This window comes from Streptomyces mutabilis, assembly GCF_046628145.1.
GTDB classification, from domain to species: domain Bacteria; phylum Actinomycetota; class Actinomycetes; order Streptomycetales; family Streptomycetaceae; genus Streptomyces; species Streptomyces mutabilis.
Genome location: NZ_CP176874.1, coordinates 7,581,985 through 7,595,431 on the forward strand (window position 1 = coordinate 7,581,985; position 13,447 = coordinate 7,595,431).

A 13,447-nucleotide genomic window follows, 5' to 3' on the forward strand; every position below is an offset into this window, starting at 1 on the left:
TGCCGAGCGACATTTCGTGCCCTCTCCCGCAGGCCCATACGGTCGGATCATGGAACGGAACTTTCCGACGGCCGAACAACTCGCGGCTGCCTTGCGTGCCGGTGAAGTGACCTCGGCGGAGCTGACCGACGAGGCGATCGCCCGCATCGAACGGGACGACGAAGAGATCAACGCGATCTGTGTGCCGGACTTCGACCGTGCACGGGCCGCCGCGCGCGGTGCCGACCGGGCGCGCGCCCGAGGTGAGGACCGGCCACTGCTGGGCATCCCGGTGACGGTCAAGGAGTCGTACGACATCGCGGGGCTGCCCACGACCTGGGGAATGCGGCCGCAGCAGCCGCACCGGGCCTTCGTGCCCACCGAGGACGCGGTGCAGGTGTCGTTGCTCAAGGCCGCCGGCGCGGTGGTGCTCGGCAAGACCAATGTGCCCGTGGGGTTGCAGGACGTGCAGACCTTCAACGAGATCTACGGGACCACCAACAACCCCTGGGACCACCGTCGTACGTCGGGCGGGTCCTCCGGCGGCTCGGCGGCGGCCCTGGCGTCCGGTTTCGGCGCGCTGTCCATCGGCTCCGATCTCGCCGGTTCGTTGCGCACCCCCGCGCATTTCTGCGGCATCTACGCGCACAAGCCGACACTCGGGCTGGCGGCGAGCCGCGGGATGGTCCTGCCGCCCGGGCCGGCCCTGCCGGTCGAGCACGACCTCGCAGTCGTCGGTCCGATGGCGCGTACCGCTCGCGACCTCACCCTCCTGCTCGACGTCATGGCCGGACCGGACCCGCTGACGCTGGGCAGGGCGTACCAACTGACCCTGCCGCCCGCGCGCCACGAACGGCTCTGCGACTTCCGGGTCCTGGTCCTCGACGAGCATCCGCTCATTCCGACCGGTTCCGCTGTCCGGGCCGGCGTGGGCCGGGTGGCCGACGCGCTCGTCGCCTGCGGTGCCCGCGTCGAGCGGGACAGTCCGCTCCTGCCCGACCTGACCGAAGCCGCGGTGCTCTACACGAAGTTCCTGTTCTCGGGCTCCGTTGCACGCTTTCCCATCGAATCGTACGAGCAGCTGCGGGCCCGTGCCGCCGAACTGAGCGCAGACGACGAGAGCCTCGATGCGGCGCGGCTGCGCGGCATGGTGTTCAGCCACCGTGACTGGATCGAGGTGAACCGGTTGCGCGAGCTCCACCGCCATGGCTGGCGGCAGTTCTTCGCCGAGTTCGACGCCGTGGTGTGTCCCATCACGCCCACTCCCGCCTTCCCGCACGACCACAACCCCGACCTGATGAAACGCCGGCTCGACATCGACGGCTTCGACTGTCCGTACTTCGACCAGCTCGTCTGGGCGGGGCTGGCCACCCTGCCCGGTCTTCCCGCCACCGCTGTGCCGACGGGCCCGTCGCCTGAGGGTCTGCCGGTGGGAGTGCAGCTCATCGGTCCGATGCTCGAGGACCGCACCCCGCTGCGGCTGGCCGAATTGCTTGAGCAGGAGATGGGCGGCTTCCAGGCGCCGAAGTAGGGCGTACTGCCTGGGTGTCCGTCGACGGCGAGGTACGGACCACGAGGACATCCTCCGTATGCGCGCAGCCGCTCCCGGGAACGCTGATGTCACCCACCTCCCGCGACACGGGCATGATCACCGGCCTGGCCACGGCTGGAGCCGATCCGCTCCTATGCCCGCGGTGTGCTGTCCGAGCGCCAGGTGGTGAGGCGAGGGTGCCCCGGCAGTTCGGCGCGGCCGGTGGCCCACAACAGGGTGAGCCAGGGGTCCGCGCCGCCCGGGGCCTCTGGAAACAGACGGGCGAGCAGACCGCTGACAGGGGCGGGGAACAGCCGGGGCGCGGAAAGTCGAGGCGCTTTCACTCGCACTGCAGGCCGTTCCGGGTCTGCCGTCGAATCCGCCGAACGGCACATCAGGCCGCTCAGCGCATTCGGAGGCTGCCTCGGTCGGTCACGCCGCAATCGCGTCGTCACCGGCCAGGAACGGATGCAACAGCGTGAGCAGGGCGTTCGGTCGGTGCAGTGGAATGATGTGGCCACAGTCCTCGATGACGTGTCCGGTGAGGTCGTCGGTGACGGCGCGGAGTTGGCGTTCCAGCGCCGCGCCGACAGGGTGGGCGCCCAACGCCATTGTGGGCACCGTCAGACGGGCGGCGGCGACGGCCTGCGAGATCTGTCGTGCGCTTTCGGGCAGGGCCCGGTAGTACGAGAAGGCTCGGCTCAACGCGTGACCGCCCGTGTATGCGTGGACAAAGGCGTCCCGGACGGCGGGGGGCACTCCGTCGCCGAGCGTGCCGGTGTGCAGGAACCAGTCGATATAGGCGGCCTCGTGCCCTTCCAGTACGGTCTCGGCGAGTCCGGGCGCGGCGGTATGGAAGCCGAACCACCACGGGGGCCCGTCGGCGAGGAAGTCCTCGGCGCCGGGCAGTCCGCCCAGCACGGACTCCATGACGACCAGGCGTTGGACGAGACGAGGGTGGCGCAGGGCGAGGAGGAAGGCCGGTGGGGTACCCGCGTCGATGCCCACGACCGTGGCAGAAGGCACGCCGAGCTCGGTGAGAAGCGCTGCGGCGTCCTCGGCCAGGGTGCCGGCGTCATGCCCGGCGGCGGCCGGGCTGCTCGCGCCGAATCCGCGCAGGTCCGGCGCGATCACGCGGTAGCGGTCGGACAGGTCGGCCATGATGTCCGTCCATAGCTCCCAGGTGTGCGGAAAGCCGTGCAGGAGCAGGACGGCCGGGCCGGATCCGGCGAGGGCGACGTTGAGTTCGACACCGTTGACAGGGACGCGTCGTAGTTCGGGCATGGAGGACTCCAGGGGTGGGTGGGGTGGTGAGGAATGGTGACAAGGTCACGGTAGGGAACTAACCTGATCCTTCCAAGACGGCACTTTCCCATCAGGTGGTGAGCCCCGGGTGACCACGTCCATGTCCGGCGAACCCAGCCGGCGGTCCGGTGAGCGCGGTGATGTGCTGGATCCGCTCTGCCCGACCCGCCAGTTGCTCGACCGCATCGGAACCAAATGGACGTCGATGGTGGTCAAGGTGTTGGCCGAGACGGCTCCCGGCGAGCTCCGGTTCGCGGAACTTCGGCGTGGCATTCCGGGCATCTCGCAGAAGATGCTGTCCGTCACGCTGCAGAGCCTGGTCCGTGACGGCATGGTCGCGCGCCGTGTGGAACCCACGGTGCCGCCCGCCGTCCACTATCGACTCACGGAGCTCGGCCTCTCCCTCGAAAGGCCGCTCTCCGCCCTGCGGGTCTGGGCCGAGACGCACATGCCGGAGATCGACCGCAGTAACCGGCTCGCCGAGGCACGACAGACCGGACAGGAAGAGCGATGACCACAGCCACTCGTTGATGGCGGCAACGAGAGCGATCGCCACGCAGCGACCGGCCGGACTGTCACAGCGAGGGAGTCGAGCCTCCGGCAATGGGTGTCAGATCATTCTTGTTCTGACGGCAAGTCAATAAGGCTGCTCCACACACAATGGAATGGGCCCCCTTCGGCTCTCGCGGGCTGTCCGTGTAGCAGGCGGAACTGGTCTCGGGGCGCCGGGGCGCCGGGGCGCCGGGGCGCCGGGGCGCCGGGGCGCCGAGGCGACGAGCGGCTGCCCGGAGCACACCTCTCGGGATCGCGCTTACCCCCCGCTACGACCAGGACCATCGGGAAAGGCCGTCGCACCCGGTGAGCTGGGGTGTTGCGACGGCCACCGGAACGGAAGCGTAGCGGGCGGGACCCCTGTCACGACCGCTGGTACGTACGCGCGGGCAGTTGCACCGTGACGCGCAGACCACCGGTGTCACGCGGGGTGAGGGTGAGGGTGCCGTCGTGTGCGCGCGTGATGCTGGTGACGATCGTCAATCCGAGGCCGACGCCCGCCTGGTCGGCGTGGGTGCGCTCGGTGCCCCTCTGGAACGGTTCGGTGAGCGTCGAGACCACGGGTGGGGTCAGCTTCTCGCCGGTGTTCTCGACGGTGAGCTTCACGGTGTCGGGGTGGGCGCTGGTAGTGACCCACACCATGCCCTGTTCGCCCAGATTGTGAACGATCGCGTTGTGCACGAGGTTCGTGGTCAGTTGCAGCAGGAGCGCCGGCGATCCGCTCGTGGGGGTGAAGTCGCCGCGTGTCTCGATGGCGACCCCGTTCCTTTCCGCGAGGGGGAGCAGCGTTTCGGTGGCTTCTTCCGCCAGGAGGGACAGGTCGACCTGTTCCCGGGCGAAAGACCGCTGGCCGGCCCGGCTGAGCAAGAGCAACGCTTCAGTGAGGTCGATCGCTCGGGTATTGACAGCTTGGAGGCGGTCGAGGACTTCGCCGGTGTCGTGTGACGGGTCGGTGCGGGCCACGTCGAGAAGCGACTTCGAGATGGCCAGCGGGGTGCGCAGCTCGTGCGAGGCGTTGGCCGCGAATCTCCGCTGCTCGGCGACGTGTGCTTCGAGCCGTTCGAGCATCGCGTCGAAGGCATCGGCGAGTTCGCGGAACTCGTCCTGGCGGCCCGGCAGCCGGATACGGTGCGAGAGCGCCCCAGTCGCGGCGGTGCGGGTGGCGTCCGTAATACGGGTCAGGGGGGCGAGCATACGGCCGGCGAGGACCCATCCTCCGAGGAGGCCGAACAACAGGAGGAACACCATGGTCGCGGCCGCGAGGGGAGTGAAACCGCGTACGAAGGTGGTGCCCGGAGTCGCTCTCCATGCCCCCTCTTCGTTGGTCTGCAACCATCCTTCTCGCAGGAGCCACCAGCCCACGGCGGCGAGCAGCAAGGCACCGGCGAGCAGGAGGAACCCGGCGTAGCTGAGGGTGAGCTTGAGGCGGACGCTGAGGCCGGGCGCTCTATCCACCGTCGCCTCCGATGCGATAGCCGACGCCGGGCACGGTGGCGATGACCCAGGGCTCGCCGAGCCGCTTGCGCAGCGCCGAGACAGTGATGCGGACGGCGTTGGTGAACGGATCGGCGTTCTCGTCCCACGCGCGCTCCAGAAGTTCCTCGGCGCTGACGACACCACCCTCGGCGGCGATGAGGATCTCGAGCACGGCGAACTGCTTGCGCGTCAACGCGACGTAGCGGCCGTCCCGGTGGACCTCGCGCCGGAACGGATCCAGCCGCAGCCCCGCGATCTCACGGACCGGGGGCCGACTGTGAGCACGCCTGCGGTCGAGCGCCCGGAGCCTGAGGACGAGTTCCCGCAGGTCGAACGGTTTCGTGAGGTAGTCGTCGGCGCCGAGACCGAAGCCGGACGCCTTGTCGTCGAGGCGGTCGGCCGCGGTCAGCATGAGAATCGGCGTGCCGCTGCCGGAGGCGACGATGTGCTCGGCGATCTCGTCTCCGGAAGGGCCGGGGATGTCGCGGTCGAGGACGGCGATGTCGTAGGTGTTGATGCTCAGCAGTTCCAGGGCGGTGCCGCCGTCGCCCGCGATGTCCGCCGCGATCGCTTCCAGCCGCAGGCCATCGCGGATGGCTTCCGCCATATAGGGTTCGTCCTCGACGATCAACACGCGCATGTTCCGAGGCTACAAGCGGGCACGTATCGTCCACGTATCGAAAACGGCGGACGCGCCGACAACACCGCGCCACCACTGCCGTGGCCGTCCTGGAGCGGCGACGAACGTCTCTGGACTGTCAGTGCTCGACGAGCACGTGCTGTGCCGACTGCGGGCGGTGTCCAGGATGGCCGGCCTCAGCGGAGTGCCCGCAGCCCGGCATACGGCGACAGCGGTACTGGCCGAGTCCGCTTGAACGGGGCCGTACCTGTCGATCGGCTACGGCGGGGCAGCGCGGTCCGCATGCGCTTATCGGGGTGTGCCTGGGGCTGTCCATCGGCTGTGCCGTTGGTCGCGCAGGGCACCCGATCCGGGGTTGCACATGACACAGCTCGGCGAATCTCACCGCCGACAAGGGCGGCCTGCCCCCACCACCCCCTACCGGGGTAGCACCTCCAGTTTGGCTCCCGGGTATGACGCCCGGCGCGCAGCCGTCCCCGCACTGTGTAGCCCGTCGGAACGAAAAGATCGCGAAAGGGCGGAACATGAGGCTACGCAAGGGCAAGCGGCAGACGGTGGACGAGCGGCCGACGGCCCCGGCCGCAACGCCCGGTCTCGCCGTCGAACTGCGCGGTGTGCAGCGGCAGTACGGCCGTGGCACGGGTACGGTGCACGCCCTCGCGGGTGTCGACCTGGGCCTTTCTCGGGGTACGTTCACCGCGGTCATGGGCCCGTCCGGGTCCGGCAAGTCCACCTTCATGCAGTGTGCCGCCGGGCTCGACAGGCCCACGTCGGGGTCGGTGTTCCTGGGCGGTACGGAGATCACCGGTATGAGCGAGAACGAGCTCACCGAGCTGCGCCGCAGCCGCCTGGGCTTCGTCTTCCAGGCGTTCAACCTGCTGCCCTCACTCACCGTGGAGCAGAACGTACTGCTGCCGATGCGGCTGGCCGGGGAGCGCCAGGACCGTCGGCGGGCGGCCGAGGTGCTCGCGCAGGTCGGGCTCGCCGACAAGGCGCGCCGCCGCCCCGGAGAACTCTCCGGCGGCCAGCAGCAGCGCGTGGCCGTGGCCCGTGCCCTGGTCACCAGCCCGGACGTGATCTTCGCCGACGAGCCCACCGGCGCCCTCGACACCGGCACCGCCGCCGAGGTCCTCGGCCTGCTGCGGAACGCGGTCGACACCCTGGGCGCCACCGTCGTCATGGTCACCCACGACCCGGCCGCGGCAGCCTGGGCGGACCGTGTGCTGTTCCTCGCCGACGGCACCTTCGCCGACCACCTCGAACGGGGTTCGGCGGAACAGATCGCGGCGCGGATGACTCGGCTCACCTCCCGTACGGGCGCGATGGCAGGTGCGGTGGCATGAGGCGTCCCAATGGACTGGCCCGTGAGGCCGTCCGCTTCAAGCCCGCGTCCTTCGCGGGGACCTTCCTCGCGCTCCTGATGTCCGCGCTGATCGTTTCGGCCTGCGGAATCCTCCTGGAGACCAGCCTGCGCGCGTCGGTGCCGGCACAGCGGTATGCACAGGCGCCGGTCGTCGTGGCGGCGGACCAGTACGAGTACGTAGTCACGGGCAGTGGCGAGGACCAGGAGAAGGAGGCCACCCCGCTGCCGGACACCGCGCGGCTGGACGTCCGGCTGGTGGCCGAGGCCGCGAAGGCGCCGGGCGCGTCCACCGCCGTCGCGGACTTCACCTTCCCGGTGCGCGTGGCGCACGAAGGGCAGGTCCCGGCACACGCGAACTGCCCGTCGAGGGCGGTGTGCTCACCGCTCACGGATGGGGCGCGCACGCCTTCACCGGTACCGCGCTGACCACCGGCTCCGCACCCGGCGAGGGCGAGGTCGTGCTCGACGCGGGTACGGCCCGCGCCGCGCATGCCGCTGTCGGTGACACGGTCGTGCTGCAGACCGCATCCGGTCAGCAGGACTTCCGAGTCGCCGGCGTCGCCAGAACCGGAGCCGCGGACACCGCCCGCGACGCCGGAGCCCTGGTCTGGTTCGCCGACTCCCAGGCGCCCGTGCTGGCCGGGCACCCCGGCAAGGCCGACGCCATCGCCGTGCTGGCCCAGGACGGCACCGACGCCGGTGCACTCGCCGACTCGGTGAAGAAGGCACTCGCCGGTTCCGGTGCCAAGGTGCACGCCGGCGACGACCGCGGCGCCGTCGAGGACCCCGGCCTGGGCTACGCCAAGGTCACACTGTTCGGCATCGGCGGTTCCTTCGGCGGCATCGCCGCCATCGTCGCCGTCTTCACCGCGGCCGGGACCGTGGCCCTGTCCGTGTCCCAGCGGGCCCGCGAGTTCGCGCTGCTGCGTGCCGTCGGCGCCACCCCGCGGCAGGTCCGCCGGGCGGTCGCCTCCGAGGCACTGCTCGTCGCGCCACTCGCCGGGATCCTCGGCTGCCTGCCCGGCATCGGGCTCGCGCACTGGTGGCTCGGGGAGCTGAAGGACCGCGGTGCCGTCCCGCAGGCCGTGGACCTGCACGTGTCCGCGCTGCCTCTGCTCGCCGCCGTCGTCATCGGACTGCTCACCGCGCTCGGTGCCGGTTGGGCGGCCGGCCGGCGGCCCGCCAGGATCAAGCCGGGACAGGCGCTCGCCGAGGCATCGGTGGAGCGGCTGCGGCCCGGCCTGATCCGTACGACGCTGGGCATCGGCGCCCTCGTCGGAGGGGGCGTCCTCACCGGTGTCTCCGCCAGTTCCGCGGGAGACGACGCGGCCGGCGCCGCCCTCGGCGTCGTCATGCTCTTCATGCTCGCCGTCGCGCTGCTCGGCCCGCTGGTGGCGCGGCTGTGCGCGGCCCTCTTCGGCCTCCCGCTGCGCGGGGCGGGCCCGGCGGCCCAGCTCGCGGCCGCCAACTCCCGAACCAACGCCCGCCGCCTCGCCTCCGCGATCACCCCGATCGTGCTCGCCATGGCCTTCGCCTCGACCCTCGTGTTCATGCACACGAGCGAGAGCCGGGCCGCCGACAAGCAGCTGCGCGCGGGCATCACCGCGGACCACGTGGTGACGGACCCGGCAGGGCTCCCCGTGGACGCGGCGGCACAGGCCGCACGGGCGCCGGGCGTGGACGCGGCCGTCGGCCTGCTGAACACGCAGGTGCTGGTGCCGACCGGCTCCGGCGAGTTCAAGTCGCTCCAGGGCGCGGCGACCCAGGGTGTCAGCGGTTCCGGTGCCGCACTCGCGAAGGTGCAGGACCTGGACGTACGCGAGGGCAGCCTCGACCGGCTCGGTCAGGGCCGTATCGCCATCGACAAGACGCTGGCGAACTCGGCGGACGTCGGCGTCGGGGACAGGCTTCCGCTCTACCTGCCCGACGGCACCGAGGCCAGCCCCGAGGTCGTCGCGGTCTACGGCCGCGGACTCGGCCTGGCCACGGTGACCATGGACCGGGAGTCCCTCGCCGGCCATGTCACCTCGGGCTTCGACAGCACGCTGCTGGTACGCGGTGGCTCGGAGAAGTCACTCACGGCCCTGGGCAAGGTCACCGACGCCTCCGGCTACGCCACCGAGAAGAGCCTCGACGCGAAGCTGGGCGCCTGGCTGAACAACACCATGGCCGCGGTCCTCGGCGGATTCGCCGCCATAGCCGCCGTCAACACGCTGGTGATGACGGTCCTGGACCGCCGTCGCGAACTGGGCACCCTGCGCCTGGTGGGCTCCACCCGACGCCAGGTCCTGACGATGCTCAGCTGGGAGAGCCTGCTGGTCTCCGCGGCGGGCCTGGTCATCGGTTCCGCGATCGCCGCGGCAACGTTGATCCCGATGATGCGCGGCGTGACCGGCGAGGCGCCCTATGCGCCGCCGCTGCTGTACGCCTCCTTCGCGGCCGCCGGTGTGGTCCTGGCCCTCCTCGCGGTGACGCTGCCGGCCCGGGCCGCGCTGCGCCGCCGGTCGTAGGGCCTGCACAGGGCGCGTCAGCCGGCACATGCCGGCCCCGGCTGGAGCCGCCCGCGCCCGAAGGGCACTGCGGCGAACCGCGGCCGTCGCGCTCATCATCGCCGGAGCGGTCATCGGCGCCGAGCTGTGCCGGGTGCACGAAGGTCTCGCGGTACTCGCGGCAGCGCTCGTCGCGCCGGCCGTACGCGTCCTCGGCCACGCGTCCGTCCACTCGGCCGACCACGCGGCCCCCAGCACGACCGGACCGGCCGCGCCCTCGACGAACGACTTCCCACCGGCGCCGTCGCCCGTCGGCGCGGCCGGCAGCGCCAGGCGGGCGGCAGGCCCCCTACCCGCCCGGCAACAACGGAAAGGACGCTCATGACCACAGCCCTTGCCCCTCCGGTCCGCATGGGGAAGGCCGCCGTCGCGGCCCTCGGCATGCTGGCGATCTCCACCGGCGCCCTTGAGTCGGTCGTGGCGCCGACGCTCCCGCTCCTGCAACGCGAGCTGGGCATGAGTCCGGCCGAAGGGGCGCTCCTCAACATCGTGCTCGCCATCACCGGCACCCTCGTCACACCGTTCGCGGGCAAGCTCGGGGACCGCTACGGCGGAAAGCGCATCCTGATCCGGCTGATGGCGGTGGTCTCGGTCGGCGGCCTGGTGTCCGCCCTGGCGCCCAACCTGCCGGTGCTGCTGCTCGGGCAGATCCTTCAGGGGGCCATGGTGGGCGCACTGCCTCTGTCGTTCATCGTGGTGCGCAAACACCTCCCCGCGGGAGAGTCCAAGGCGGCCATCGGGCTGGTCAGCGGGATGTTCGTGGGCGGCTCGATGGTGGGACTGCTGTCGGCCGGGCCGGTGGCGGAGGCGTTCTCCCGGCACTGGATGTTCGCGGTGCCGACCTTCGCGGTCATCGGGTTCACCCTGCTGGTGCACCGACTGATGCCCTCCGATCCGCCCGGACGACCGGACAACGCCGGCATCGACTGGCCCGGCCTGCTTCTCCTGAGCGGGATCCTGGTCACCCTCCTGCTCGTGTTCGCGCTGGCGCCCGAGGCGGGCTCACAGCCACTCGCGTTCGTCGCCCTCATCGTGGTGCTTGCCGCCTTCGTGGCCGGATGGACGGCCGTGGAACGCCGCGCGGCCGCGCCGATGGTCGATCTGCGCATGCTGGCACGGCCCGTGATCTGGAAGTCGTGTGTGGTGACTTTCGTGATATGCCTCGGCACCGCGATGGGGGTCTATCTCGTTCCACAGCTGCTCGACGTGTCCGGCGACGGATACGGTTTCGGGTTCGGCGCCACCGAGATCGGCTTCGTCCTCCTGCCCGGCGCCGTGGCCGCGACGCTGGCCGGCCCGCTCGGCGGGATCGGGGAGCGGCGCTTCGGCTCGCGTGCCGTGGTCACCACCGCGGCCGTCCTCATGGCCGCCGCCCTGCTCGCACTGTCCGTCGCACACTCCGAGGTCTGGCAGATCGCCGTCGGCAAGGCGCTGATCGCGCTGGCCAACGGCCTGTGCGTCACCGCCATGGTGACCAGCATCGCCTCTTCCGTCGACGAAGGCGACACCGGCATCGCCACCAGCCTGGTCCTGGTGACCCGCGTGCTGGGCTCCGCCGTCGGCGGGATGCTCGGCGGCGCGCTCCTCACCGCGGGCACGTCCTCCGGATCGGAAGTCCCGGCCGAATCGGCCTTCACCGCCGGCTTCCTCATCGCCGGAGTCGTCGCGGTGCTGTCCCTGCTTGTCGTCCGAACCATGAGCAAAGGAGTCAAGGAATGACCCTGACCGACCAGCAGACGAAGACCCGTACCACGCCGAGGCGCAAGGTCCTGATCTCCGGAGCCGGCATCGCCGGTCCCGTCCTCGCGTACTGGCTGAACCGCTACGGATACGCGGTCACGGTGGTGGAGAAGGCGGGCGCGCCGCGCAGCGGCGGTTACCCCATCGACGTGCGCGGCACCGCACTGGACGTCGTCCGAAGGATGGGAATCCTTCCCCGACTGCGGGATTCCCACATCGACCTGCGCCGGCTGACCTTCCTCGAAGAGGACGGCAGCGAAGTGGCCTTGCTCCACCCGCACACCGTCACCGGCGGTGTCGCGGGACGGGACCTGGAGGTGCGGCGCGGCGATCTCACCGACGCCCTCTACACGGTGGTCCGTGACGACGCGGAGTTCCTGTTCAACGACTCCATCGACACCCTGGACCAGTCGGGCCATGGAGTCGACGTCACCTTCCGCGGGGGCAGCAGGCGTACCTTCGACATGGTCTTCGGCGCGGACGGCACGCACTCACGCACCCGGGAGATGCTGTTCGGGCCCGAGGAGCGGTTCCACCACTACCTGGGCTACTGCTTCACCGTGTTCACCATGCGCAACACCTTCGGCCTCTCCCACGAGACCGTGATGTGGAACGCGCCGGGCAGGGCCGCGGCCCTCTACGCCGTGGGTGACGACGAAGTGCACGCCTTCCTGAACTTCGCCCAGCCGGAACCGCCGTTCGACGCCTTCCGGGACCCGCGGGCCCAACGCGACCTGGTCGCCACGGTCTTCGCCGATGACGGATGGGAGGTCCCGGGGATGCTGGCCGCCCTGCGCGACGCGGACGACGTGTTCTTCGACGCGGTCAGCCAGATCCGCATGCCCCGCTGGTCCAGCGGCAGGGTCGCGCTGGTGGGCGACGCCGCGTGGGCGCCCTCGTTCCTCACCGGGCAGGGCACCAGCCTCTCCCTCGTCGGCGCCTACATGCTCGCCGGTTCCCTGGCCGAACGGGACCACGCCACGGGCTTCGCGGCCTACGAACACTCCACCCGTGAGTTCGTGACCATGAACCAGGCGCTGGTGGGCAAGGGCGGTGCCACCCTCTTCCCGACCACGCCCCAGGCACTGAAGGAACGCAACGACAGGCTGCGCAATCTCAGCGCCATGCCCGCCGAGGAGGGACGCCCGGCCCATTCGGCCCTCACCCTGCCCGAATTCACGCCCACGTCGTGAACCTGCCCCCTACGACGGAGTACGGCGTCTGCTCGCCGCCCTGGACCTGGCCAAGGGCAAGCGCGGTGGGAGGGCGCGGGCGCGAACGCGTCCTCCAGGCGACGCTTGACCTCAAGCGAACTTGAGTTTCTAGGTTCTGCAACGGGCCCTCCACCACGGGCCCACGACCGCAAAGACGTCGCTTCGAAGAGGTGTTGAACATGAAGGCTGCCGCTTTCCACGCGTTCGGAGGGCCCGAGGTCCTGGAACTGATGGAGGTTGCGACTCCCGAAGCGGGCCCGGGCGAGGTGCGGGTGCGTGTGAAGGCGGCCGGCTCACAGCCCAGCGACTGCGCGGTTCGTTCCGGCTGGAACCCGCCCGGATTCACCGTCACCTTCCCGCACATCACCGGCGGCGACTTCGCCGGCGTGGTGGACCAGGTCGGCGAGGGCGTCACCGACTACTCCGTCGGCGACGAAGTGCTGGGGTACCGGACCCAGCTCACCTATGCCGAGTACGTCGTCACCCCCGCCGACCAGATCGTGACCAAGCCCGCCGCGCTCTCCTGGGAGGTGGCCGGCAGTCTCTCCGCCTCCGGGCAGACCGCTCACACGGCGATCGAGATCCTCCGGATCGGCGAGGGGGAGACCGTGCTCATCAACGGCGCCGCCGGGGGCGTCGGCACCATCGCCGTGCAGCTCGCGGTGTTGCGGGGTGCCAAGGTGATCGCCACCGCGCGTGAGGAGAACCACGCGTACCTGCGCGAGCTGGGCGCGATCCCGGTCACTTACGGAGAGGGCCTGATCGACCGGGTGCGCGAGGCCGCGCCCGAGGGCGTGCACGCCGCCCTGGACGCCGCGAGCGTCGAGGGCCTGCGTGTGGCGGCCGAACTGGTCAAGGACAAGGATCGGGTGGGCACCATCTTCGCCTTCGACGCCTACCAGGAGCTGGGCGTGCGCTGGATCGGCAGCCAGCGCTCCGCCGAGCGGCTCGCCGACCTGGCCGCGTTGGTCGCCGACGGCAAGCTAAAGGTCCACGTCCGCAAGACCTTCCCCCTGGCGCATGCGGCGGACGCGCACCGCGAGCTGGAGACCGGTCACGGCCGCGGAAAGATCGTTCTGCTGGTCGGCTGACACCGCC

9 protein-coding genes and 1 pseudogene are annotated in these 13,447 nt (G+C 70.7%); 7 read left to right on the forward strand and 3 right to left on the reverse strand.

Annotated elements, in window-relative coordinates; all coding sequences use genetic code 11:
- Nucleotides 1-49: 49 nt before the first annotated feature.
- Nucleotides 50-1,510 (forward strand): amidase, encoded by a 1,461-nt coding sequence (locus ACLIN4_RS33980; protein ID WP_290012659.1) that lies wholly within the window; start codon nt 50-52, stop codon nt 1,508-1,510.
- A gap of 432 nt (nt 1,511-1,942) precedes the next feature.
- On the opposite strand, the gene ACLIN4_RS33985 is transcribed toward ACLIN4_RS33980, so the two are convergent.
- Nucleotides 1,943-2,794 (reverse strand): alpha/beta fold hydrolase, encoded by an 852-nt coding sequence (locus tag ACLIN4_RS33985; protein WP_107476373.1) that lies wholly within the window; start codon nt 2,792-2,794, stop codon nt 1,943-1,945.
- A 109-nt stretch (nt 2,795-2,903) separates the two neighbouring features.
- Between ACLIN4_RS33985 and ACLIN4_RS33990 the strand changes: the two genes are divergently transcribed.
- Nucleotides 2,904-3,329 carry a winged helix-turn-helix transcriptional regulator gene (locus ACLIN4_RS33990; protein WP_257101428.1) on the forward strand — a complete coding sequence of 142 codons (426 nt, stop codon included), beginning with the start codon at nt 2,904-2,906 and terminating at the stop codon, nt 3,327-3,329.
- A gap of 401 nt (nt 3,330-3,730) precedes the next feature.
- Here ACLIN4_RS33990 and ACLIN4_RS33995 read toward each other — a convergent pair whose 3' ends face one another.
- Nucleotides 3,731-4,822 (reverse strand): sensor histidine kinase, encoded by a 1,092-nt coding sequence (locus ACLIN4_RS33995; RefSeq protein ID WP_290012657.1) that lies wholly within the window; start codon nt 4,820-4,822, stop codon nt 3,731-3,733.
- Nucleotides 4,815-5,483 (reverse strand): response regulator transcription factor, encoded by a 669-nt coding sequence (locus ACLIN4_RS34000; protein WP_107476080.1) that lies wholly within the window; start codon nt 5,481-5,483, stop codon nt 4,815-4,817. The genes ACLIN4_RS33995 and ACLIN4_RS34000 overlap by 8 nt, the downstream gene beginning before the upstream one ends.
- A gap of 524 nt (nt 5,484-6,007) precedes the next feature.
- Between ACLIN4_RS34000 and ACLIN4_RS34005 the strand changes: the two genes are divergently transcribed.
- The 5 genes and pseudogenes from ACLIN4_RS34005 (at nt 6,008) to ACLIN4_RS34025 (ending at nt 13,440) form a co-directional block, all read left to right on the forward strand.
- Nucleotides 6,008-6,826 (forward strand): ABC transporter ATP-binding protein, encoded by an 819-nt coding sequence (locus tag ACLIN4_RS34005; protein WP_289908263.1) that lies wholly within the window; start codon nt 6,008-6,010, stop codon nt 6,824-6,826.
- Nucleotides 6,823-9,356 (forward strand): annotated as a pseudogene (locus ACLIN4_RS34010) (FtsX-like permease family protein). Before ACLIN4_RS34005 ends, ACLIN4_RS34010 begins: the two are co-directional and overlap by 4 nt.
- A 360-nt stretch (nt 9,357-9,716) precedes the next feature.
- Entirely contained in the window at nt 9,717-11,114 is a 1,398-nt protein-coding gene (locus ACLIN4_RS34015; RefSeq protein ID WP_107476087.1) for an MFS transporter, read from the forward strand.
- Nucleotides 11,111-12,328, forward strand: a complete 1,218-nt coding sequence (locus ACLIN4_RS34020; RefSeq protein WP_290012653.1) for an FAD-dependent monooxygenase — start codon at nt 11,111-11,113, stop codon at nt 12,326-12,328. The genes ACLIN4_RS34015 and ACLIN4_RS34020 overlap by 4 nt, the downstream gene beginning before the upstream one ends.
- A gap of 200 nt (nt 12,329-12,528) precedes the next feature.
- Nucleotides 12,529-13,440 carry an NADP-dependent oxidoreductase gene (locus tag ACLIN4_RS34025; protein ID WP_290012651.1) on the forward strand — a complete coding sequence of 304 codons (912 nt, stop codon included), beginning with the start codon at nt 12,529-12,531 and terminating at the stop codon, nt 13,438-13,440.
- The last annotated feature ends 7 nt before the right edge of the window (nt 13,441-13,447 follow it).

What these genes read in the sequence shown, in the direction of transcription:
- ACLIN4_RS33980 (WP_290012659.1), top strand. Translation starts at nt 50, where the DNA reads ATGGAACGGAACTTTCCGACGGCCGAACAACTCGCGGCTGCCTTGCGT.
- ACLIN4_RS33985 (WP_107476373.1), bottom strand. Translation starts at nt 2,794, where the DNA reads ATGCCCGAACTACGACGCGTCCCTGTCAACGGTGTCGAACTCAACGTC.
- ACLIN4_RS34000 (WP_107476080.1), bottom strand. Translation starts at nt 5,483, where the DNA reads ATGCGCGTGTTGATCGTCGAGGACGAACCCTATATGGCGGAAGCCATC.
- ACLIN4_RS34005 (WP_289908263.1), top strand. Translation starts at nt 6,008, where the DNA reads ATGAGGCTACGCAAGGGCAAGCGGCAGACGGTGGACGAGCGGCCGACG.
- ACLIN4_RS34015 (WP_107476087.1), top strand. Translation starts at nt 9,717, where the DNA reads ATGACCACAGCCCTTGCCCCTCCGGTCCGCATGGGGAAGGCCGCCGTC.
- ACLIN4_RS34020 (WP_290012653.1), top strand. Translation starts at nt 11,111, where the DNA reads ATGACCCTGACCGACCAGCAGACGAAGACCCGTACCACGCCGAGGCGC.
- ACLIN4_RS34025 (WP_290012651.1), top strand. Translation starts at nt 12,529, where the DNA reads ATGAAGGCTGCCGCTTTCCACGCGTTCGGAGGGCCCGAGGTCCTGGAA.